Annotated in this window: 16 protein-coding genes and 1 pseudogene; 11 read left to right on the forward strand and 6 right to left on the reverse strand. The window is 72.5% G+C overall.

What is annotated here, in order from left to right; all coding sequences use genetic code 11:
- Position 1: 1 nt before the first annotated feature.
- A complete protein-coding gene (locus ABT023_RS00750) occupies positions 2-481 on the reverse strand; it encodes a methylated-DNA--[protein]-cysteine S-methyltransferase (RefSeq protein WP_350880218.1) in 480 nt (159 codons plus the stop codon).
- 218 nt (positions 482-699) lie between these two features.
- Between ABT023_RS00750 and ABT023_RS00755 the strand changes: the two genes are divergently transcribed.
- Entirely contained in the window at positions 700-1,212 is a 513-nt protein-coding gene (locus ABT023_RS00755) for an NfeD C-terminal domain-containing protein (RefSeq protein WP_350880220.1), read from the forward strand.
- A 53-nt stretch (positions 1,213-1,265) separates the two neighbouring features.
- A complete protein-coding gene (locus tag ABT023_RS00760; RefSeq protein WP_350880221.1) occupies positions 1,266-2,762 on the forward strand; it encodes a flotillin family protein in 1,497 nt (498 codons plus the stop codon).
- A 55-nt stretch (positions 2,763-2,817) separates the two neighbouring features.
- On the opposite strand, the gene ABT023_RS00765 is transcribed toward ABT023_RS00760, so the two are convergent.
- Positions 2,818-4,281: a CCA tRNA nucleotidyltransferase gene (locus ABT023_RS00765; RefSeq protein WP_350880223.1), complete on the reverse strand. Its 1,464-nt coding sequence runs from the start codon at positions 4,279-4,281 to the stop codon at positions 2,818-2,820.
- A gap of 126 nt (positions 4,282-4,407) precedes the next feature.
- Here ABT023_RS00765 and murJ point away from each other — a divergent pair, with 126 nt between their 5' ends.
- From murJ to ABT023_RS00800, 7 genes are all read left to right on the forward strand, one after another.
- Positions 4,408-6,153 carry a murein biosynthesis integral membrane protein MurJ gene (gene murJ, locus ABT023_RS00770; RefSeq protein ID WP_350880225.1) on the forward strand — a complete coding sequence of 582 codons (1,746 nt, stop codon included), beginning with the start codon at positions 4,408-4,410 and terminating at the stop codon, positions 6,151-6,153.
- A 431-nt stretch (positions 6,154-6,584) separates the two neighbouring features.
- Positions 6,585-8,192 (forward strand): protein kinase family protein, encoded by a 1,608-nt coding sequence (locus tag ABT023_RS00775; RefSeq protein WP_350880227.1) that lies wholly within the window; start codon positions 6,585-6,587, stop codon positions 8,190-8,192.
- Positions 8,193-8,235: 43 nt separating this feature from the next.
- Positions 8,236-9,015: an RNA polymerase sigma factor SigM gene (gene sigM, locus ABT023_RS00780; RefSeq protein ID WP_350880229.1), complete on the forward strand. Its 780-nt coding sequence runs from the start codon at positions 8,236-8,238 to the stop codon at positions 9,013-9,015.
- Positions 9,012-10,016 carry an RsmA family anti-sigma factor gene (locus tag ABT023_RS00785; protein WP_350880231.1) on the forward strand — a complete coding sequence of 335 codons (1,005 nt, stop codon included), beginning with the start codon at positions 9,012-9,014 and terminating at the stop codon, positions 10,014-10,016. The genes sigM and ABT023_RS00785 overlap by 4 nt, the downstream gene beginning before the upstream one ends.
- A gap of 220 nt (positions 10,017-10,236) precedes the next feature.
- Positions 10,237-11,190 (forward strand): thioredoxin-disulfide reductase, encoded by a 954-nt coding sequence (gene trxB / locus ABT023_RS00790; protein WP_350880233.1) that lies wholly within the window; start codon positions 10,237-10,239, stop codon positions 11,188-11,190.
- Positions 11,191-11,270: 80 nt separating this feature from the next.
- Positions 11,271-11,594: a thioredoxin gene (gene trxA / locus ABT023_RS00795; RefSeq protein WP_350880235.1), complete on the forward strand. Its 324-nt coding sequence runs from the start codon at positions 11,271-11,273 to the stop codon at positions 11,592-11,594.
- A 222-nt stretch (positions 11,595-11,816) separates the two neighbouring features.
- Complete coding sequence (locus ABT023_RS00800) at positions 11,817-12,986, forward strand: N-acetylmuramoyl-L-alanine amidase (protein WP_350880237.1); 1,170 nt, start codon at positions 11,817-11,819, stop codon at positions 12,984-12,986.
- 28 nt (positions 12,987-13,014) lie between these two features.
- Here ABT023_RS00800 and ABT023_RS00805 read toward each other — a convergent pair whose 3' ends face one another.
- Positions 13,015-13,680, reverse strand: coding sequence for a GNAT family N-acetyltransferase (locus ABT023_RS00805; protein ID WP_350880239.1), 666 nt, complete (start codon positions 13,678-13,680; stop codon positions 13,015-13,017).
- A 300-nt stretch (positions 13,681-13,980) separates the two neighbouring features.
- Between ABT023_RS00805 and ABT023_RS00810 the strand changes: the two genes are divergently transcribed.
- Positions 13,981-15,294, forward strand: a complete 1,314-nt coding sequence (locus ABT023_RS00810) for an aminotransferase-like domain-containing protein (RefSeq protein ID WP_350880241.1) — start codon at positions 13,981-13,983, stop codon at positions 15,292-15,294.
- Positions 15,295-15,301: 7 nt separating this feature from the next.
- Positions 15,302-16,300 (forward strand): D-alanine--D-alanine ligase family protein, encoded by a 999-nt coding sequence (locus tag ABT023_RS00815; RefSeq protein WP_350880242.1) that lies wholly within the window; start codon positions 15,302-15,304, stop codon positions 16,298-16,300.
- 182 nt (positions 16,301-16,482) lie between these two features.
- Here ABT023_RS00815 and ABT023_RS00820 read toward each other — a convergent pair.
- From ABT023_RS00820 to ABT023_RS00830, 3 genes and pseudogenes are all read right to left on the reverse strand, one after another.
- Positions 16,483-17,076: pseudogene (locus tag ABT023_RS00820) on the reverse strand (hypothetical protein); the annotation flags it as partial.
- A gap of 1,907 nt (positions 17,077-18,983) precedes the next feature.
- Positions 18,984-20,045 carry a ParB/RepB/Spo0J family partition protein gene (locus tag ABT023_RS00825; protein WP_350880244.1) on the reverse strand — a complete coding sequence of 354 codons (1,062 nt, stop codon included), beginning with the start codon at positions 20,043-20,045 and terminating at the stop codon, positions 18,984-18,986.
- 27 nt (positions 20,046-20,072) lie between these two features.
- Positions 20,073-21,434 carry an AAA family ATPase gene (locus ABT023_RS00830; protein WP_350880246.1) on the reverse strand — a complete coding sequence of 454 codons (1,362 nt, stop codon included), beginning with the start codon at positions 21,432-21,434 and terminating at the stop codon, positions 20,073-20,075.
- Positions 21,435-21,562: the final 128 nt, after the last annotated feature.

A 21,562-nucleotide genomic window follows, 5' to 3' on the forward strand; every position in this document is an offset into this window, starting at 1 on the left:
GTCACGACCAGGCGCGTTGCAGGGCGACCCGGGCCTCCAGCTCCAGCAGCGTCACCTTGCGGGGCAGGCCGCCGCCGAAGCCGACCAGCTTCGCCCCCGCGCCGACGATCCGGTGGCAGGGCACGATCACCGGGATCGGATTTCGGTTGCAGGCCACCCCGACCGCCCGCGCCGCGCCCTGGTCCCCCACGGCCTTGGCCACCGCCCCGTACGTCATCGTCTCCCCGTACGGGATGCGGGTCATCTCCCGCCACACCGCCCGCTCGAACTCGGAGCCCCGGCGCACCGCCACCGGCACCGTGAACTCGGTCAGCTCGCCGGCGAAGTAGGCCCGCAGCTCCGCCACGGCCCGCCCGGACAATTCGTCGCCGGGCGTCTCGGCCGCCGCCGCCACCCGCCCGAAGTGCGCGCCGCACACCCCCGCGTCGTCGGTGGCCACGGAGAACTCGCCGATCGGCGAGTCGAGGACGGTCCAGCGCACACCCCCATTCTTCCCTCCCGGTCCGACCTCGCCGCGACCAGGCCGCCCGACGAGGCAAGATTCCGGCTCCGCCGCCGCGCGCCGAGCGTCCACCGACCCCGCCTCCACCGGGGCGCCCCTGCCCCGCGGCCTCCACCTGCGTGTTCTGCCCCACCGCCTCCGCCGGGGGTGGGCACTGCCGCCGGGTGACCTTGCGCGGCGGGGCTACCGTGCAGCTCATGGCCTCGGGGACGCTCATCTTCCTGATCATCGGCGGGGCGGGCGTCGCCGTGCTGGCGCTGGCCCTGCTCGGCGCGGAACTGTTCCAGTTCGGCCATCCCGACGTCGACGGGCCGGTTTCCGTCGAGGCGGTCGCCGGCTTCACCGGCGCGTTCGGCTTCGGCGCCGCGATCGTCAACGAGCTGGTCGGCGGGCGTACCCCTGGGATGATCGCGGCGGCGGCGGCCGGTGGTGCGCTGGCGGCGGTGCCCACGGCCTGGGTCGCGGTCCGGCTCAGCCGGGCGGCCCGCACCATGCGGACCGATCCCACCCCGACCCGCAACGACCTGGTCGGCGCGCTCGGCCTGGTGGTGACCCCGGTGCCGGTCGACGGGTACGGCGAGGTCCGGGTCCGCGTCGCCGGCCAGCCGGTGAAGCTCAACGCCCGCGCCGACGGGCCGATCCCGGTCGGCGCCCGGGTCTTCGTGGTGGAGGCCCTGAGCGAGACCAGCGTGTACGTCGAGACCTACTGAGCCCTGCCGCAGGGACCCACCGAATCCCATCACCCCCTCGGAGCGGAAGTCGCATGCCCCTTCTCATCGCCATCGGCGGCGCGGTCCTCCTCGCCGTCTTCCTCCTCCTCTTCGTGCTCTCCCGGATCAAGGTCGCCGGGCCCAACGAGGCGTTCATCGTCACCGGCCGTAGGGGCCGGACCACGCACACCGCCGACGGCGGACGGTCCACCGACAACTCCGGGCAGAAGGTCGTTCTCGGCGCGTCGGTCTTCGTCCTGCCGGTGGTACAGAAGATCCAGTCGCTGGACCTGTCCAGCCGTCGCATCGACGTCGGCATCAAGGGCGCGGTGAGCAAGCAGGGCATCCGGGCCGACCTGCACGGCGTCGCCATCGTCAAGGTCGGCGGCACCGAGGACGCGATCCGCGCCGCCGCCCAGCGTTTCCTGCACCAGCAGGACGAGATCGACAACTTCACCCGAGAGGTGCTGGCCGGCGCGCTGCGCTCGATCGTCGGGCGGCTCACCGTCGAGGAGGTCATCCGGGACCGGGCGGCGTTCGCCAGCGCGGTGGCCGAGGAGGCCGAGCACTCGATGACCAACCAGGGCCTGGTGCTGGACACCTTTCAGCTCCAGGACATCGTGGCCGAGGGGTCGTACCTGCGGGACCTGGGGCGCCCGGAGGCGGCCCGGGTGCTCAAGGACGCATCGATCGCCGAGGCCCGGGCCCGGCAGCAGGCCGAGCAGGAGCGGCTGCTGGCCGAGGAGGCCATCGCCGAGGCGAACCGGAACCTGTCGCTGAAGCAGGCCGCCATTCAGGCCGAGATCGACGCCGCGAAGGCGAAGTCGGCGGCGGCCGGCCCGCTCGCCCAGGCCGAGCGGGACCAGGCGATCCTCTCCGAGCAGCAGAAGGTGGCCGAGCGCAACGCCGAGCTGAAGCAGCGCCAGCTCGACACCGAGGTGCGCAAGCCGGCCGACGCCGCCCGGTACAAGGTGGAGCAGGAGGCCGAGGCGGCCCGCAACGCGGCCGTGCTGAACGCCGACGCCCAGCGGCAGGCCACCATCGCCGCCGCCCAGGCCGTCGCCGAGCAGTCCCGGCTAACCGGTGAGGGCGAGCGGGCCCGCCGGGCCGCCCTCGCCGAGGCCAACGCGATCGAGGGCGCCAAGGAGGGTGAGGCCGAGCAGCGCCGGCGCTCCGCGATCGCCGAGGCGGTCGAGCGGGAGGGACAGGCCGAGGCTGCGGCCATCCTGGCCAAGGGCCAGGCCGAGGCCGACGCGATGGCCCGCAAGGCCGAGGCGTTCGCCGCGTACGGCGAGGCGGCGGTGCTGGACCTGCTGGTCCGGGTGCTGCCGAAGGTGGTCGAGGCGGCCAGTGCGCCGATCGGCGCGATCGACAAGATGACGGTGATCTCCACCGACGGGGCGTCCTCGCTGACGAAGTCGGTGGCGAGCAACGTGGCGCAGGGGCTCCAACTCGGCACCGACCTGACCGGCATCGACCTGGCCAGCCTGCTCGGCAAGCTCGGGGCGGCCCAGTCAGGCGGCGGCAGCAAGCCCGCGGTCGACGCCTGAGCTGACGAAAGGGGCCCCGGCCGACGGATCACGTCGACCGGGGCCCCTTTCACGCTCAGGCCGGCGTGATGCCCTGCTCGTGGGCCCAGCGCAGCAGCTCCGCCTCCGCCTCGTCGCGGTCCAGCGGGCCGCGCTCCAGGCGCAGCTCCTTCAGGTGCTTCCAGGCCCGGCCGACGACCGGCCCCGGCGGTACGCCGAGCAGTTCCATGATCGCGTTGCCGTCCAGGTCGGGGCGGACCCGGGCCAGGTCCTCCTCGGCCTCGATCCGGGCGATCCGCTCCTCCAGCGCGTCGTAGTCCGCCGCCAGGGCGGCAGCCTTGCGCCGGTTGCGGGTGGTGCAGTCCGAGCGGGTCAGCTTGTGCAGCCGGGGCAGCAGGTCCTCGGCGTCGGTGACGTAGCGGCGCACCGCCGAGTCCGTCCACTCGCCCCGGCCGTACCCGTAGAAGCGCAGGTGCAGGCCGACCAGCTTGACCACCTGCGTGATGACGTCCTTCGGGTACTTCATGGCCTTCATCCGGGCCTTGGTGAGCCGGGCGCCGACCACCTCGTGGTGGTGGAAACTGACCCGGCCGTCCGGCCCGACCGCCTTGGTGGCCGGCTTGCCGATGTCGTGCATCAGCGCGGCCATCCGCAGCACGAAGTCGCAGCCGCCGGTCTCGTACGACACGGCGTTGCTGACCACGGTGAGCGTGTGCTCGTAGACGTCCTTGTGCTGCGCGTGCTCGTCGATCTCCAGCTTCAGCCCGGTCAGCTCGGGCAGGAAGCGGTCGGCCAACTCGGTGTCGACCAGCAGCCGCAGCCCGGTGATCGGGTCCACGCCGCAGAGCAGCTTGGTGAACTCGTCGCGGATCCGCTCGGCGGTGATCCGGTCGAGGTCGGCGGCCATCCGGGCCATCGCGGCCCGCACGTCCGGGTGGACGGTGAAGCGGAGCTGGGCGGCGAACCGGGCCGCCCGCAGCATCCGCAGCGGGTCGTCGCCGAACGACTCGGCGGGGGTGCCGGGGGTGCGGATCACCTTGGCCGCGAGGTCGTCGAGGCCGCCGTGCGGGTCGGTGAACCGGTGTTCGGGCAGGCTGACCGCCATCGCGTTGATCGTGAAGTCGCGGCGCTTCAGGTCGTCGGCGAGGTTGGTGCCGTACTCGACGACGGGGTTTCGGCTGACCTGGTCGTACGCCTCGGCGCGGAAGGTGGTGATCTCCAGCCGCAGACCGTCGCGCTGGCAGCCGATGGTGCCGAATTCGCGGCCGGTCTCCCAGACCGACTCGGCCCAGCCCTTGATGATCCGCAGGGTCCGGTCGGGGTGGGCGTCGGTGCAGAAGTCCAGGTCGTCGCCGAGTCGACCGAGCAGGGCGTCGCGTACCGACCCCCCCACCAGGTGCAGCTCGTGGCCCGCCTTGGCGAACCGGCGGCCCAGCTCGTCGGCGACGGGGGAGACGCGGAGCAGTTCGGCGACGGCGTTGCGCTGCGCGGCGGTGAGCTCACGGCGGTCAGCGGCGTGGGGAGCGGAGGCTTCGGACATGGGATCGCCAGCCTATCGGGCCGGTGGAGGAACTGATCCGCCGGGCGCGGGTCAGCGGTGGGGTTGACTATGGTCATGTGGTGCGGGCCGGTGCCCGGCTCCGACGTACCCCATGGAGGCTGGAAGATGAGCGGCGGTCTCTACCGCAGCGCGAACGCCGCGCAGGGCGGCGGCCGGCCCCCGGCCGACGACGCCATCTTCATCTCGGCGGAGCCGTTGAACCAGCCCGCTGTGGAGGCGACCGCGCCCCCGCCGGAGGTCGTCGCGGAGACGAGCGCCGCGACGAACAGCGCGGTGATGGCGATCGGCAGCCTGGTCAGCCGGGGAACCGGCTTCATCCGCAACCTGATGATCGGGGCCGCGCTCGGTGGTGGTCTGATCGGCAACGCCTACACCACCGCCCAGTTCCTGCCGAACCAGGTGTACGAGTTCCTGCTCGGCGGAGTGCTGACCAGCGTGTTGATCCCGGTGTTGGTGCGCCGGCGCAAGGCCGACCCGGACCGCGGCGAGGCGTACGCGCAGCGACTGCTCACCCTGGCGGTGCTCGCCCTCGCCGCCGCCGCGCTGCTCGCGATGGCCAGTGCGCCGGTGCTGACCGCCCTGTATGCCGGCGGCAAGGACGAGGCGTACACCGGCCTGATCAACAATCTGTCCTACCTGATGCTGCCGATGCTCTTCTTCACCGGCGTCAGCGCGTTGATCGCCGCGGTGCTGAACACCCGGGGGCACTTCGCCGCGCCGATGTGGGCGCCGATCCTGAACAACCTGGTGGTCATCGGCACCTGCGGGCTCTACATCGCGGTCTACGGCGCGAAGCTGCTCCCGCCGGACGAGATGGGGACCGGCCGGATCCTGCTGATCGGCGGCGGCACCCTGCTCGGTGTGGCGGTGCAGGCCGCCGGCCTACTGCCGGCGCTGCGCAAGGTGGGCTTCCGGTGGAAGTGGCGGTTCGACTTCCGCGAGCTGGGGCTGCGCGAGCTGGCGAAGCTCGGGGCCTGGATGTTCTGCTACGTCGCGGTCAACCAGCTCGGCCTGTTCGTGGTGGTCAACCTGCTCACCCGGGCGGCCGGCGACGACAACGCCGGCATCCTGATCTACAACAACGTCTTCCTGCTGCTGATGATGGCGCACGGCATCATCGCCGTCTCGATCATCACCGCGTTGATGCCCCGGATGAGTGCCGCCGCCGCGGATGGGCGGTACCGCGATGTGACCGACGACCTGTCCCGGGGCACCCGAATGGTCACTGCGGTGCTCGCCCCGATCGCGGTCTGCTACGCGGTGCTGGCCGGCCCCATCTCGGTGGTGGTGTTCCGCTACGGTGCGTTCACCGGCGAGAACGCCACCGCCACCTCCACCGTGCTGCTGGTCGCCGCGCTGGGGCTCGTCCCCTTCGCGATCAGCCAGCTCTTCACCTTCGCCTTCTACGCCCTTCCGGACACCCGCACCCCGGCGCTGGTCAACATCCCGGTGGTGATCCTGCGAGTGCTGCTCCAGGTTGGGCTCTTCGCCGCGTTCTCGGCCACCTTCGCCGCGGCCGGCATGATGCTCGGCAACGCCGTGTCGTACGTGGCGGCGGCGGTCATCTCCGCCATGCTGCTGCGCCCCCGGGTCGGCCGGATCGGGCTCGGCGGGATCATGCGGACGATGGGCAAGGCCCTCGTCGCCGCCCTCGGTGCCGCCCTGGTCGGCTGGCTGGTGCTCAAACTGCTGCCCGGCGACCCGACCGAGCTGACCTGGACGGCTGCCGCCGTACGGCTCGTGATCGGCGGTGTGGTGATCGGCGCGACGTACCTGGGCCTGGCCATGGCGCTGCGGATCCGCGAGATCACCGAGGTGGTCGGGATGGTCCGGCGCCGCCTCGGCCGCTGACCTCCCACCCGGGCTGGTACGCAGGGTGACTGGGGATCATCAGGCTGGGGATACACCTGTGGATAACTCAGCGATTCGCGGGTCAGCGACCGTAAGTGCCTGTGGACAACCAGCCGAAAGGTTGAGCATGACGGGCCGTTGGGTGGGGATTCCGGGCGGCAGAACCGGTCCGCCACACCGACCCGGCCCCTACGACGACTACTTGCGGTCAACCTCTAGATTGGCCAGTACATGTGCCAGCAACGTGGCCGACAACGGCCGTAACCGGACGAGTCCGGCATGTCCCGGCACCTCCGCCGGGTGCGGCGGGAAGATGACATGTCGGGGAGGCGGGCAACCCGGGTAAGGTCGCTCTCGACGGGTACGGCTGAGTGAGGCGTTCCACGTCGGCACCGTCGGCCGGTTCCTCAACAGGCAGAGCGGGAAGCCACATGCCCAGCAGCGCGGGTCCATCGATCGACACGATCACCGAGGGAGGACGGGTGACCCAGGTCGGCGAGGGTCAGGAGGCAGCGGAGAGCGCGCCGCCGATCATGACCTTCGGTGCTCCCACGGCGGGTGAGGTCCTCGCCGAGCGGTACGAGCTGGTCGAGCACATCAACAACGACAGCGCCGGCCGGCTGGTCTGGCGCGGGGTCGACGTGGTGCTGCGCCGTCCCGTCGCGGTCGTGCTGCGCTACCCGGGCGGCGACTCGGCCACCGAGATGCTCCAGGCGGCCGTCGCGGCCAGTCGGGTGATCCACCCGAATCTGGTCGGCGTCTACGACGCCATCGACGAGGCCGAACGGGCGTACGTGGTCCGCGAGTGGGTGGACGGGCAGTCCCTGCGGGAGATGGTCGCGGACGGCCCCCTCGACCCGGGCCGGACGACCGCGATCGGCAACGCCGTGGCCAGTGCGCTGGCCGCCGTGCACGCCACCGGCATGGTGCACGGCAACATGCACCCCGGCACCGTGATGATCAGCGAAGAGGGTCGGGTGGTGCTGGCCGACGCCCGCACCGACGGCGCCGACAGCCAGGACAACGACGTCCGGGCGATCGGCGGCATCCTCTACTTCGCCCTGACCGGACACTGGCCGCACGCCGAGGCTCCGTTGCACGGCGCCACCGCCGGGCACGGCCGGGCCGCCATCCCGGACGCCGTCCGCGATGCCAGCGGCGCGATCGCCGCGCCGAGGCAGGTCCGCGCCGGCGTGCCGGCCTACCTCGACGACCTGACGATGGACCTGCTCGACGCCGGGATCGCCCCGCCCCCGTCGGACGTGCTCGCGGCCGAACTGGGCCGGCTCGACATCCCGATCGAGGAGGAGCCGTACCTGGAGCCGGCCGGTCCGCTGCGGTTCGCCGCGGAGACCGGCGACGAGCCGTCCCCGCTGGCGTCGGTGGGCGGCCGGAAGGTCGCCATCGGCATCGCCGGACTGCTGGCGGTCGCTTTGGTCGGCCTGCTCATCGGGATCAGCGCGCTGGGCGGGGACGACGATCCCCCGCAGACCGAGCCGGTGGCCCGGCCGTCGAGCAGCGCCCCGGCCAGCGAGGCTGCCCCCGCCGCCGCCACCACCCGCAAGCTCTCGGTGAGCGAGGTGCGCATCATCGACCCGGACAGCAAGTTCCGCGACGAGCTGGGCGGCGCCGAGAAGGTGATCGACGGCAACCAGGACGCGGGCTGGGACACCGACACCTACACCCAGGCGAAGTTCGGCAACCGCAAGAGCGGCATGGGGGTCTGGATCGACCTCGGCGAGGAGCACACGGTCAAGTCGGTGCAGGTGAGCCTCTCCGCCACCGGGGCATCCGCCCAGCTCTTCGCCGGCAAGACCGACCCGCCCTCCACCTCGGCCGGCGACAAGGCGCTGTTCACGAGCTACCGGACGAACCCGGTCGGGCAACCGTTCGAGGAGCACGACGGCACCACCATGACCTTCAACGGTTTCGACGCCGACGCGAAGTACCGCTTCCTGCTGTTCTGGCTCACCGAGCTGCCCTCGAACGACCGGGGCTACCAGGTCACGGTCCAGGAGATCACGGTCCAGGGGTCGTGAACCGACGACCGTCGACGGGTCGCCACCCCGGGCGGGCCTGGTGATGGACGGCCACGACGAGCGGACCACAGACGTACCGGTGGACGGCGTCGGCCGTCCGCCGGTCGCCGTTCCGACCGGCTCCGTCCTGGGCATCGGGCCGAGCGACGTGGAGCTGCTCCGCGCCCACGTCGCCGGCGACCGGTACGCCTTCACCGAGCTCTTCCACCGGCACCGGGACCGACTCTGGGCGGTGGCCCTGCGGACGGTCGGCGACCGGGAGGAGGCCGCCGACGCGCTCCAGGACGCGCTGCTCTCCGCCCACCGCGCGGCAGCCCGTTTCCGGGGCGATTCCGCCGTCACCACCTGGCTGCACCGGATCGTGGTTAACGCCTGCCTGGACCGGATCCGCCGCCGGCAGGCGCACCCGACCGTGCCGCTGCCGGACGGGACGTACGGCCCCGGCGACGGCCCGGCGACCGGCGGGGTGGAGCCGGCCGCTGCCGTCCAGGACCACGACACCGCTCTGGTGGTCCGCCAGGCCCTCGCCGAACTGCCGATCGAGCAGCGGGCCGCGCTGGTGCTGGTGGACGTGCAGGGCTACCCCGTCGCCGAGGTGGCCCGGATCCTCGACGTCGCCGAAGGGACGGTCAAGAGCCGCTGCGCCCGGGGCCGCGCCCGACTCGCCGTGGCCCTCGGCCACCTGCGAACGGGCGTCGTTCCCGACGGGAGCATGGCCGGGCCGGACGTGCCCGTCGTCACCCGGGGGAACCCTCGGCAGGCGGGGGGCGTCCGATCTGGGTCGGGGCGCTCCCGGCGCGACGCCAACCAGGAGGAATCGTGACGGCCGGCGGGTTCAGGGAGGTCGACCAAGACCTGCTCGCCGACTACCTCGGCGGTGCGCTCGACGGCACGCCGGACGAGGCGGTCGTGGCCCGGCTGATCGAGCAGGACTCGGCCTGGGCCGAGGCCCACGACGCGTTGGTGCCGGCCCTCGCCCAGGTCGGTGAGGACCTCGCGGCCTGGGCCGGTCCGGCCCCCGAGATGCCGCTCGCGGTCGCCGATCGGATCGCCGCCGCGCTGGCCGGCGCCGGCCCGGGCACGCCCACCGACCCCTCCGCCGCGCCGGACGCCACGAACCGGACCGGCCCCGACCGCCCGACCGGCGTACCGCCCGTGCTGGTCCCGACCCAGCCGTCGGGCGGGTCACGCCGGCCTGCCGGCGGGTCAGGGCCGACGACCGGGCATACCGGCACCGCCGGTCCCGGCCGACGCGGACGACGCTGGGCCCGGATCGCCGGGCCGGTGGCGCTGGCCACGGCGTCGGTGTTCGCCATCGGGCTGGGGATCAACCGGTTCGTCACCGAGACCACGCAGTCCGACGGCGCGTCGACCACCGCGGTGAGCGAACCCGCCGGGGCTGCGCGGGGCGCGCACGACTCGTTCCGCGAGGCCGGCACCCCGCAGCACAGCGGCACCGACTGGACGCCGGAGGCGCTGGCCACCGGGGCCCCCGGCGTGCCGCCGACCGGGCCGGTCAAGTCGTTGGGGCAGGGATCGGCGGCGCCGCCGGCCGCCGAGGGGGAACGCTTCCCGGCGGCTGACGGCCTCTACCGGCTCACCACAAGGAGCGCCCTGGACTCCTGCCTCGCGGCGGTCAGCATCGAGCACGGGGCCGGTCCGCTCACCGTCGACCTGGTCGACTACGCCCGGTTCCGGGGCGCCCCGGCGCTGGTGGTGCGCTTCGTCGACCCCTCCGGGGCGCGCTGGGTGTGGGTCAGCGGCCCGGAGTGCGGCGTACCCGGATCCGGGGCCGACACCCGCTACCGGGCGCGGGTAGGGTGAGGTCGCGGTGCGCCGGCCGGTGTGACCGGCCGGGCCCGGCGAGACGGAATCGGGCGTTGCTGTCCTTCCACGTGACCTGACCCACCGGATGACCGGCCCGGGAATCCCCACTTCGTACGATGGCGTTCTGCAAGTCAGGAGCCGGCGTCCGCGTGGCGACGGCACTCAGACCGACATCGGTGCGCGCGCCGATGGCGACCACACACATCGGGAGACGGCAGTGGACGAGGTCCGCAACCTGATCATCATCGGCTCCGGGCCAGCCGGTTACACGGCGGCGGTCTATGCCGCGCGCGCCAACCTCAAGCCCCTGATCATCGAGGGCGTGCAGTCCGGTGGCGCACTGATGACGACGACCGAGGTGGAGAACTTCCCCGGGTTCGCCGACGGCATCCTCGGCCCCGAGCTGATGGACAACATGCGCAAGCAGGCCGAGCGGTTCGGGGCCGAGTTCCTCACCGACGACGTGACCCGGGTCGAGCTGAAGGACACCGGCAGCGTCGGATCCGACGCGATGAGCACCGTCTGGGTCGGCGAGACCACATACCGGACCAAGGCTGTCATCCTCTCCACCGGTTCGGCCTGGCGTCCCCTGGGCGTGCCGGGTGAGCAGGAGTACCTCGGCCACGGCGTCTCGTCCTGTGCGACCTGTGACGGGTTCTTCTTCCGCAACCAGCACATCGTGGTGGTCGGCGGCGGTGACTCCGCGATGGAGGAGGCCAGCTTCCTCACCCGGTTCGCCGAGTCGGTCACCATCATCCACCGGCGCGACTCGTTCCGGGCCAGCAAGATCATGGCCGAGCGGGCGCTGGGCAACGACAAGATCAAGGTGGAGTGGAACGCCGTGGTCGAGGAGGTCCTCGGCGCCGACGGAAAGGTCTCCGGCGTACGGGTCCGCAACGTGCACAGCGGGGAGAGCAAGGTTCTCGACGTCACCGGCGTCTTCGTGGCGATCGGTCACGACCCGCGCAGCGAGCTGTTCCGCGACCAGGTCGAGCTGGACGACGAGGGCTACGTGAAGGTGCAGGCCCCGAGCACCCGGACCAGCGTCCCGGGCGTGTTCGCGGCCGGTGACGTGGTTGACCACACCTACCGGCAGGCGATCACCGCCGCCGGCACGGGCTGCGCCGCCGCCCTGGACGCCGAGCGCTTCATCGCCACGATCCAGCCCTGAGCCGGCAGCACCAGCGACGCCGGCGCGGCGTGGCACCGAACGACGAATGAGTCGAACCGCAGTTCTGGAGGAGAGTCATAGTGGGAGCGACAAAGGCGGTCACCGACGCGAGCTTCGCCGCCGACGTGTTGAAGTCCGACAAACCGGTGCTCGTCGACTTCTGGGCCGAGTGGTGCGCGCCGTGCCGCAAGGTCTCGCCGCTGCTGGAGGAGATCGCCGGCGAGATGGGCGACCAGGTCAGCATCGTGAAGCTCAACATCGACGAGAACCCGGAGACGGCCCGCGCCTACCGGGTGATGTCCGTGCCGACCCTGACCGTCTTCAAGGACGGCGAGCCGGTCCGGTCCATCGCCGGTGCCAAGCCCAAGGGCGAACTGGTAAAGCTGATCCAGTCCGCGCTCTGACCGACGCGTTCCGAAACCCCCCGCACCCGCCCGGGTGCGGGGGGTTTCGGGTTCCCGGCCCTTGACCTGCGCAGACACCGCACCTCGACGGGCCGGACCGCATAGCCTCAACCGGGGGGCGTCCGGTGGTCGGCCACGCCGCGCCCCGTCGCCGTCCGGGTCGTAGGCCCGCCTCCGGCGTCGCGGGACGACCGGCCGGCAACCGTGCGAAGGGGGTCGAGCGTGCGTCCGATCCGACCCGGTGACCGGGGACCGGCGGTGACCGAGATCCGCGGTGTGCTGACCGGACTCGATCTGCTCCCCTCGTCGCCCACGGGCGACGACGACGATTTCGACGCCGCGACCGAGCGCGCGGTCCGGGCGTTCCAGCAGTCCCGGGGGCTCAGCGTGGACGGGCGGGTCGGCGCGGAGACGTGGCGCGCGCTGGACGCCGCCCGCTGGCGACTCGGCGCGCGGACCCTGTACCACGCGGTGCCGGAGCCGCTGATCGGCGAGGACGTCCGATCGCTGCAGGAACGCCTGCTGGAGATGGGATACGACGTGGGTCGCGCCGACGCCATCTACGGCGTGCGCACCTCCCGGGCGGTGGCCCAGTTCCAGCGGGAGATGGGGCTCAAGCCCGACGGCTCCTGCGGCCCGTACACGATGGGGGCGCTGCGGCGCCTGGGGCGCAAGGTGGTGGGCGGCCGGCCGCAGTGGCTGCGCGAGTCCGACGCGATCCGGCAGACCGGCCCGGCCCTGGTCGGCCGGATCGTGGTCATCGACCCGGGGCACGGCGGCACCGATCCGGGGGTGGTGGTGCCGGACGGGCCACTGCGCTGGACCGAGTCCGACCTGGTGCACGACCTGGCCAGCAGGCTGGAGGGGCGGCTCGCCGCTTCCGGGGTGCGGGTGCAGCTGACCCGGGGGCCGGCGCCGGGGAGTTGCCTGCCGGACATGGAGCGGGCGCAGCTGGCCAACTCCCTGGGCGCGGACGTGTTCATCTCGCTGCACACCGACGGGCACGCCAATCCGGAGGCCGAGGGCGTGGCGACCTACCACTACGGCACCGACAACGGGGTCACCTCGGCCACCGGTGAGCGGCTGGCCGGGCTGGTACAGCGGGAAATCGTGGCCCGGACGGGGCTGCGGGACTGCCGGACCCATGCCAAGACGTGGGACCTGCTCCGGCTGACCCGGATGCCGGCGGTACGGGTGGAGGTGGGCTACCTGACCTCCCCGGCGGACCGTGGGCGGCTGATCGACCCGCGCTTCCGGGACCGGATCGTCGAGGCGATCGTGGCCGCCGTCCAGCGGATGTACTTCCCGGTCGAGCGGGACGTGCCCACCGGCTCGATCGACGTCAGCGAGCTGCGCGCGGCGGTCGCGGCCGGCCGGGTGGCGACTGCCTGATCCCGGCCGATCCGGCATCGGTGCGGCGTCAGCCGCTGGTGGAACGGGTGGCCGGGGCGGGCCGGACCGGCCGGAGCAGGGTCTCCGGGCTCATCGAGCCGAGCAGCTTCTCCAGGGCGTACTCGACGTCGGACTTCCAGCTCAGTGCGGTACGCAGTTCCAACCGCAGCCGGGGATAGCGCGGGTGCGCGCGGACCGTCTTGAAGCCCACCGAGAGGAAGTAGTCGGCGGGGGCGACACAGCTTCCGGGCGGATCACCGTCGTCGCCGAACTTCGCGTCGCCGAACGCCTCGACCGCCTTGATCCCCCGCTTGGTGAGGTCCCGGGCCACGCCCTGCACGAGCATCCGGCCGAGCCCGCCACCGGCGAAGGGAGCGACCACGTACGCGGTCATCAGCAGCGCCGCGTCGGCGGAGACGGGCGAGGTGGGGAACGCCATCGCGCGGGGCACGTACGCCGGCGGCGCGTACATGACGAAGCCGGCGGGCATGCCGTCGACGTACGCGAGTTTGCCGCAGGAGCCCCACTCCAGCAGCGTCTGGGAGACCCAGGCCTCCTTTTCCAGCCCCGGGTCGCCAGCCGCGCAGGCTCGGTCGGCGGACACCGGGTCAAGCTCCCAGTAGACGCACTGCCGGCAGGTGCGGGGCAGGTCTTCGAGGGTGTCGAGGGTCAAGCTGACCAGACGTCGCGACATTGGCGCATCCCCACAATAGGCTCGGAGGCGAGACCGGCGCGCAACGACGCCGCCTCGGGCCCCCGACGAGCGATCGTACGCCGACTGATGACGCTACGGGAGGGGACGCGCGAATGCACCCGGGGTGCCCCGCCGGCCGGTCCACCGGTCCGGGATGTGGACTCGTGGGTCACGTCGTGGCACCGATCGCCGTCGACCGGACTACCATCGGGCCATCTGCGTCCCGTGCCGCCATGGTCTGCGGCGTCCCGGGTAACCCGGGCAGGCGGGAGCCGCCCGACACGCGATCGAGGTGATGTCATGACCGGCACGACGCTCGACGACTACACCGACCGGTACGCCCGGCGCGTCCGGGGCATGACCGCCTCGGAGATCCGTGCGCTGTTCGCGGTGGCCAGCCGGCCGGAGGTGGTCTCCCTCGCCGGAGGCGCGCCCTACATCGCCGCCCTGCCGCTGGACGCGGTGGGCGAGATGCTCGGCCGGCTCGGCTCCGAGCACGGGGCCACCACCCTCCAGTACGGCATCGGCCAGGGCACCCTGGAGCTGCGCGAACGGATCTGCGAGGTGATGGCCCTCTCCGGCATCGACGCGGCCTGCGGGGCGTCACCGGAGGACGTGGTGGTCACCGTCGGCGGCCAGCAGGCGCTCGATCTGGTGGCCCGGCTCTTCCTCGACCCGGGTGACGTGGTGCTCGCCGAGGGGCCGACCTACGTCGGCGCGCTCGGGGTGTTCCAGGCCGCCCAGGCCCAGGTGGTGCACGTGCCGATGGACGACGACGGGCTGATCCCGGAGGCGCTGGAGGCGGCCGTCGCGGAGTTGGCCCGCGCCGGCCGGCGGGTGAAGTTCCTCTACACGATCCCGACATACCAGAACCCGACGGGCGTGACGCTCAGCGAGGAACGGCGCGAACGGGTGCTCGACATCTGCGAACGAGCCGGCCTGCTGGTGGTCGAGGACGACCCGTACGGTCAGCTCGGTTTCGAGGGTGACGCCCCGCGCCCGCTGCGGGCCCGCCGCCGCGACGGGGTGTTCTACCTGAGCACCTTCTCCAAGACCTTCGCCCCGGGGTTGCGGGTGGGCTGGATCCTGGCCCCGCACGCCGTGCGCGACAAGCTGGTGATCGCCAGCGAGGCACAGATCCTCTGCCCCAGCGGGTACGCCCAGGCCGCCGTCTCGACCTACCTGGGCACGATGCCGTGGCGGGAGCAGCTCAAGGTCTACCGGGAGGTCTACCGGGAGCGCCGGGACGCGATGCTGGCGGCCCTGGACGACCTGATGCCCGCCGGCACCACCTGGACCAACCCCGCCGGTGGCCTGTTCGTCTGGGCGACGCTGCCCGAGGGCCTGGACTCGAAGGCGATGATGCCGAGGGCCATCGCGGCGCGGGTGGCGTACGTGCCCGGCACCGGCTTCTACGCCGACGGCACCGGCACCGGCAACATGCGGCTGAACTTCTCCTTCCCGTCCCCCGAGCGGATCCGCGAGGGCGTGCGTCGGCTGGCCGGAGTGATGGAGCAGGACATCGCCATGCGCCGGGTGTTCGGCACGGTCGGCCGTCCCGAGGTGCGGCGCGGGCAGGCCGGCGCGGACGCGCCGGGACCCGACTTGGCATGATTCCGGCATGGTTTCCACCCCTGCCGAGCGCATCACCGTGACCGAGCCCGCCGCCACCGCCGAGTTGCACGTGCTGGTGCTTGCCGGCGGGCTCTCCTACGAACGGGACGTCTCGCTCCGGTCCGGCCGCCGGGTGCTCGACGCGCTCCGGGCCGTCGGGGTGGAGGCGGAGCTGCGGGACGCCGACATCGCCCTGCTGCCTGCGCTGGTCGCCGACCCGCCCGACGCTGTGGTGATCGCCCTGCACGGCGCCACCGGCGAGGACGGCTCGCTGCGCGGCGTGCTCGACCTCTGCAACGTCCCGTACGTCGGCTGTGACTCCCGCGCGTCCCGGCTGGCGTGGGACAAGCCGTCGGCCAAGACGGTGCTTCGGGAGGCCGGCATCCCCACCCCCGACTGGGTGGCGCTGCCGCACGACCGATTCTCCGAGCTGGGCGCCGTGGCGGTGCTGGACAGGATCGTCGACCGGCTGGGCCTGCCGCTGATGGTGAAGCCGGCGCAGGGCGGTTCCGGGCTGGGGGCCGCCGTGGTCCGGGAGGCGGCGTCGCTGCCGGCCGCGATGGTCGGCTGTTTCGCGTACGACTCGACGGCGCTCGTCGAGCGGTACGTCCCCGGCATGGACGTGGCCGTCTCGGTGGTCGACCTCGGGGAGGGGCCGCAGGCGCTGCCCGCCGTGGAGATCGTGCCCCGCAACGGCGTGTACGACTACGCGGCCCGGTACACCGCCGGCCGGACCACCTGGCACGCCCCGGCCCGGCTGGACCCGGAGGTCGCGGCCACGGTGGCCCAGGTGGCCGTGGCCGCGCACACCGCGCTCGGGCTGCGCGACCTGTCCCGGGTCGACCTCATCGTGGACGCGGAAGGCCAGCCGCACGTGCTGGAGGTCAACGTCTCGCCGGGGATGACGGAGACGTCGCTGCTACCGCTCGCGGTACAGGCCGCCGGTCTGGACTTCGGCCGGCTGCTCGGGTTGTTGGTGAGCCGGGCCGCCGCCCGTCCCGCCTGACCTTCCCTCCCGCCTGACCTTTCCGCATTTCGGTCCGTCATGCGGTGTCAGTGGCGTCCGGTCTCACCGGTCGGCGGGGCGGCGTCCCCGCCGTCCGGTTCCGGGATCTCCTCGGCCGCTTCGATCACCCCGATCGCGTCGTCCTCGTCCGGGGCGGGGGCGGGGGCGGACGACTGCGCGGCGATGCTCGACGGCGCCTGCCACTGGATGCGGGGCGGCTCGGCCAGCGGGCGGCCGCCGAAATCGGCCAGCCAGGCGGCCACCAGGGCCAGGTTCTCCCGCCACTGTTCCTCGGAGATGGGCGGCAGGATCGAGTCCCACAGCGACAGGAACGTTCCTCGGAGCTGGAGTCGCCCGTACGGCCGGGCCAGGAACCACAGGTGCAGGTGGGCGGAACCGTCACCCCAGCGGTTGACGTGGACCCGCGCGACGCCGTCGAGGGAGCGGATGGCCCGTTCCAGCCTGACCGTCATCACGCCCAGCTCGGCGGCGAGGAGGTTGGGCAGGTCGCCGAGGTCGAGGTGGGAACGGGCCTCCAGGATCAGCACCATCGGCAGCCCGGTCGGCCGGTCCATGGCCCGAACCCGCCAACGCTCGCCGACCCAGATGTACGCGTCGTCCGGCGCACCGCACGCCGTGCATTCCTGAGCCCCCTCGCCCTTGCGTGGGGGCTCCACCGCGACCGGGGCGTCGAGGTGCTTGACCTGAAGGTCGCCTTCGAAGGGGAACGAGGGCCAGGAGGTGAAATCGGGAACTGAGGGAGGGGTGTCGTGCACGACGCTGACCCTAACCGAGCGAGCCACGGCTGTCCCTACCTGATTCGCCCGCCCACGGGTCCACCGGGCCGGCCGCAGGCGCTCGCCCCCACTCCGGTCAGCCCTCTCCGGCTCGACAACGTATCGGTTGTCCACACGTTATCCACAGGCCCCCGAGGCCATCACCACCCCGCGTCATCCACAGGCTGGCACCGCGTTTCACGCGGGGTTTCACGTGAAACGGGGGGTGCCTGTGGAAAACCGCTGTGGATAACTTCGCGGCTCGGCGGCGAAGTTGTACACAGCCCACCGGTTCCCTCGTACCTAACGAACCGATGAGCGATGGGTCGCTGGCCCAGCCACCAGAATGTGAGCACTTCGAGGCCCAGGGAGGGGCGCGCGGGACGAGTCGGGGGTGCGTGTTCTGGTGGGCGAGGTCTTCGTGGCTGCCGCGGCCGGGCGTGGGACCGGGACGCCGCGCCGGCCGCCTCGTGACCCGGTCGACCCCTCCGGCCTCCGCCGGCCCATGGGCTTCCCCCCAGGGTGAATTCGCTCCGCCCGGCACGCCTGACTGCCGTGGCTTCGTCCCGGCTCGGTGGCCACTCCCGAAGGCCAGGGTTGCGCGGTGGGAGGGGCAGGGTCGGCCGGGGATGCCGCCGCGTCGCCGCCGGAGGCGAACAGAGTCCGCACCACGGCGGACAGAGTCCTCGGCACCACACGGGCGTCGAGCCGGCGGGCACCCCCGGGCGGGCCAGGACGTGGCAGCACCCACGGTGGCGCCCTTCCGGCCCCGCGCGCTCCCAGGGCACGAACCGACCGCGGATGCCACCCGGACGCACGCCGAGGCGTACCACCCGCCCTGCTTCCTGCTCGTCGGCCCCGTCCGGTTCCACGTGAAACCGGACGGGTGGCGATCCGGTCCTCGTCCCGGCCGGTCTGGCCCGTGAGCCACGGCGGCGCGGCCTCGTTCGCTCCCGGTCGCCTCCGCCGCCGGGTCCGGTCGCGTGGCACCACCGCGCAGCCGTCGACCGGTGTGACTACACCCGTCGACGGCCCCGCCCCGGGTCGACGAAGTAGGCGGGGCTCGTTTCACGTGAAACGGGCACTGCCTGGCCGGCGCTTCGGCCCCACGGGCGAAGCTGCGCCGAAAGCAGGGCTTGGGCGGTCGCGGCGGCTGAGATCGGCTCCGTTCACGGCGGGCTGCCTCGTCGTGACCGGGATGGCGTGGAACGGGGCGTCGCCGGGACACCCTTCGCACCCCTCAGCCCGCGCACCGATGGCGCCGGGGCCAGGATCTGAGAGCACGCTGGCGGCGGCACACGGGCGACGCTTGGAGAGGGCCGGCCGCCATGGCAGCCGGGTCGCAGGGCCCGACAGGCTGGGCTTCCCCGGCCGGGCGCCTTTGCCGGCAGCTGCCGGGCGAGCGGACGTTTCACGTGGAACGTGCCCCGGCGCTGCCGGGCACACACGGCCGATTCCGAGCCCGTCGCGTTGTCGCCCCCACCATCAGGACGGGCCTCCTGCCGGCCCTGGAGCCTCGTGATTGATCCCAGCCACCCCCGGAGCCGCGTCGCCCCGATCACGCCCGCAGGAGCCCGCACAGGGGCCGGCCCGCCGTCCGCGTTCGGTCCCCGCGTCGCCCCGGTTCGCCGGCCGCCAGGTCCGGCCATCGCGAGGCTCACCCCCGCAACGCATGCATCGGTCTGCACCTCGCACTCCACGTGCTCGCCTCGGTCCGCGCCGAGCGCCCGGGCGGGGCAGGTTCGAGTCGACCCGGGGCCGCTGCGGCAAGACTGACGGAGCCGGCCTGCTGTGGTCGTTGCGGGGCCCTGTGATCACGGTGGCGCCTCCCGTATCGGGGAGGGGCCGGAAAGACAAATCGGCCGCGCCGTCCTGCACGGACGGCGCGGCCGGGGATCCAACCCGGGTCAGCCCTCGGCTTCCTCCTGGCCGACCCCGATGATGCCGACGATCCTTTCGAGGTCGTCGACCGTGGCGAACTCGATCGTGATCTTGCCCTTGCTGCGCCCGATGTCCACCTTCACGCGGGTGTCGAAGCGGTCGGAGAGCCGGTCCGCAAGATCGGTCAGGGCGGGGGCGTGCGGCTTGGTCCGTCGCTTCGCGGCGGGGCCATTGGCCGGGCCGTCCGCCAGCGCGAGCGCGACGATCTCCTCGGTGGCCCGGACGGACAGCCCTTCGGCGACGATGCGCAGCGCCAGTTGCTCCTGGGCCTCCGCCTCGTCCAGGCTCAGCAGTGCCCGGGCGTGACCGGCGGAGAGCACCCCGGCAGCGACCCGCCGCTGCACAGGGGCGGGCAGGTTCAGCAGCCGGATGGTGTTGGAGATCTGCGGTCGGCTGCGACCGATCCGCCGGGCCAGCTCCTCGTGGGTCGCGCCGAACTCCTCCAGCAGTTGCTGGTAGGCGGCGGCCTCCTCCAAGGGGTTGAGGTTGGCCCGATGGATGTTCTCCAGCAGCGCGTCCCGGAGCATGGCGTCGTCGCGGGTGTCCCGGATGATCGCCGGGATGTTCTCCCGACCGACCGCTTGCGCGGCCCGCCACCGGCGCTCGCCCATGACGAGTTCGTACTTCTCCCCGTCCAGCGCCCGCACCACGATCGGCTGGAGGAAACCGACCTCCTGGATGGAGGTCTTCAGTTCCTCCAGCGCCTCCTCGTCGAAGACCTGGCGGGGCTGCTTCGGGTTGGGCATGATCGCGTCGACCGGAATCTCGGCAAACCGGGCGCCCGGCACCGGGCTGAGCTGAAGCTCGGGCTCCGTCGACTCGGGCTCCGTCAGATCGGACTCGGTCGCCACCGGCTCCGGTGTCGCCACCGGTTCGGTCGCTGCGGGCCCGGCGATCGCCGGCGGAACCTGGGCGGCCCGTTCACCGACCTCAGGCGTCGCCGTCATCGTTCCGGCGGGCTGGACCGGACCGGTGGGAATCAGGGCACCAAGACCCCGACCCAGACCGCCCCGAGGACGGTTCTTCATACGACGCCTCCCAGCGACTCGTCCGCACTACGCATTCCGGCTCACCGGCTCCTTGACCCCACGCTCGGCAATTTCCTGGGCGGCCTCGAAATAGCTCGTCGCCCCCCGCGAACCGGGATCGTAGGTCACCACCGACTGGCCGTAGCTCGGAGCCTCCGAGACGCGGACGTTCCGGGGGATGACCGCCTGGAGCACCTTGTCGCCGAAGTGGTTCCGGACGTCCTGCTCCACCGCGTCGGCCAGCCGGGTGCGCCGGTCGTACATGGTGAGCAGGATGGTGGAGACCTCCAGCCTCGGGTTGAGGTGCTGACGGACCAGGTTGATGTTGTTGATCAGCTGGTTGAGCCCTTCCAGCGCGTAGTACTCGCACTGGATCGGGATCAGCACCTCCTGCGCGGCCACCAGCGCGTTGACGGTGAGCAGGCCGAGCGAAGGTGGGCAGTCGATGAAGACGTAGTCGAAGTGCCCGGGGTAGGCGGCGATTGCCCGGACCAGGCGAGACTCCCGGGCAACTACCGAAACCAGCTCGATCTCGGCACCGGCCAGGTCGATCGTGGCCGGCACGCACCACAGATTGGGGATGCCCTCGACGCCCTGGGCCACCTCCTCCAGCGGCACGCTGTTGATCAAGCAGTCGTAGACGTCCGGGACGCCGGTATGGTGCGGGACGCTCAGCCCGGTCGACGCGTTGCCCTGCGGGTCGAGGTCGACCACGAGGACCCGGTTTCCGTGCAGGGCGAGCGCCACCGCCAGGTTCACCGTGGTCGTGGTCTTACCCACTCCGCCCTTCTGGTTGGCGACGCACATCACCCGGGTCCGCTCGGGGCGGGGCATGGTCACCTCGCCACTCGGATTAAGGATCTGCACGGCGCGCATAGCCTCCATAGCCAACGGTGGGTCATCCTCTTCGCGCGTCGGGGTTTCACGTGAAACGTACGCGGCATCCGCCGGATCGGCCCCGTAGGCCCCGGCCGGCGGCGCCGGCGTGTCGACAGGAACAGCGACTCCAGGGGTCGCGTCGGGCACCGCACGAGGTGCGGGATCTCGGAGAACGGCAGCCTCGGCCGAGGGCGACGACTCGAACCGGACGGGCACGGCGGTGTCGCGCTGTTCCGCTGCGGCGCGCTCGGCGACGGCCAGATCATCGGGGCGGCTCGCACCGTAGACCGTGCCGGACCTTCCCACGGAATGCGGGGCGCCACCCGAGCCGGTCGGCGCGTCGCGGCGGACCGCCGGATCGCAGTCGGCTGACGGCGAGCCCGAGCCCGGGGCGTGGGCAGGGGCGGCCCGTTCGCGCTGGTCGGTTTCACGTGAAACGGGGTCGGCCGCGGAGTGCCCCCTGCGGCCGACCGTCACCCGTGGATCGTCGTACCTGCCGTCGTCATGCACCTGTCATCCCTGCCCGCTCCGGATGGTCGGTCCGCACCCCGTCGTCTTGGCCACGCTCGTCGCGCCACGGAGCCTACGGCCCGGCGGAAGCGGCCGGGGTCCCCCGGGGCGCAGATGCCGCCCGCTCC

Origin of the sequence: Micromonospora sp. NPDC002296 (assembly GCF_040296145.1) — a bacterium.
In the GTDB taxonomy this organism is placed as follows: Bacteria; Actinomycetota; Actinomycetes; order Mycobacteriales; family Micromonosporaceae; genus Micromonospora.

What these genes read in the sequence shown, in the direction of transcription:
- murJ (WP_350880225.1), top strand. Translation starts at nt 4,408, where the DNA reads ATGAGCGGCGGTCTCTACCGCAGCGCGAACGCCGCGCAGGGCGGCGGC.
- ABT023_RS00775 (WP_350880227.1), top strand. Translation starts at nt 6,585, where the DNA reads ATGCCCAGCAGCGCGGGTCCATCGATCGACACGATCACCGAGGGAGGA.
- ABT023_RS00765 (WP_350880223.1), bottom strand. Translation starts at nt 4,281, where the DNA reads ATGTCCGAAGCCTCCGCTCCCCACGCCGCTGACCGCCGTGAGCTCACC.
- ABT023_RS00815 (WP_350880242.1), top strand. Translation starts at nt 15,302, where the DNA reads ATGGTTTCCACCCCTGCCGAGCGCATCACCGTGACCGAGCCCGCCGCC.
- ABT023_RS00810 (WP_350880241.1), top strand. Translation starts at nt 13,981, where the DNA reads ATGACCGGCACGACGCTCGACGACTACACCGACCGGTACGCCCGGCGC.
- ABT023_RS00760 (WP_350880221.1), top strand. Translation starts at nt 1,266, where the DNA reads ATGCCCCTTCTCATCGCCATCGGCGGCGCGGTCCTCCTCGCCGTCTTC.
- ABT023_RS00755 (WP_350880220.1), top strand. Translation starts at nt 700, where the DNA reads ATGGCCTCGGGGACGCTCATCTTCCTGATCATCGGCGGGGCGGGCGTC.
- ABT023_RS00805 (WP_350880239.1), bottom strand. Translation starts at nt 13,680, where the DNA reads ATGTCGCGACGTCTGGTCAGCTTGACCCTCGACACCCTCGAAGACCTG.
- sigM (WP_350880229.1), top strand. Translation starts at nt 8,236, where the DNA reads ATGGACGGCCACGACGAGCGGACCACAGACGTACCGGTGGACGGCGTC.
- ABT023_RS00825 (WP_350880244.1), bottom strand. Translation starts at nt 20,045, where the DNA reads ATGAAGAACCGTCCTCGGGGCGGTCTGGGTCGGGGTCTTGGTGCCCTG.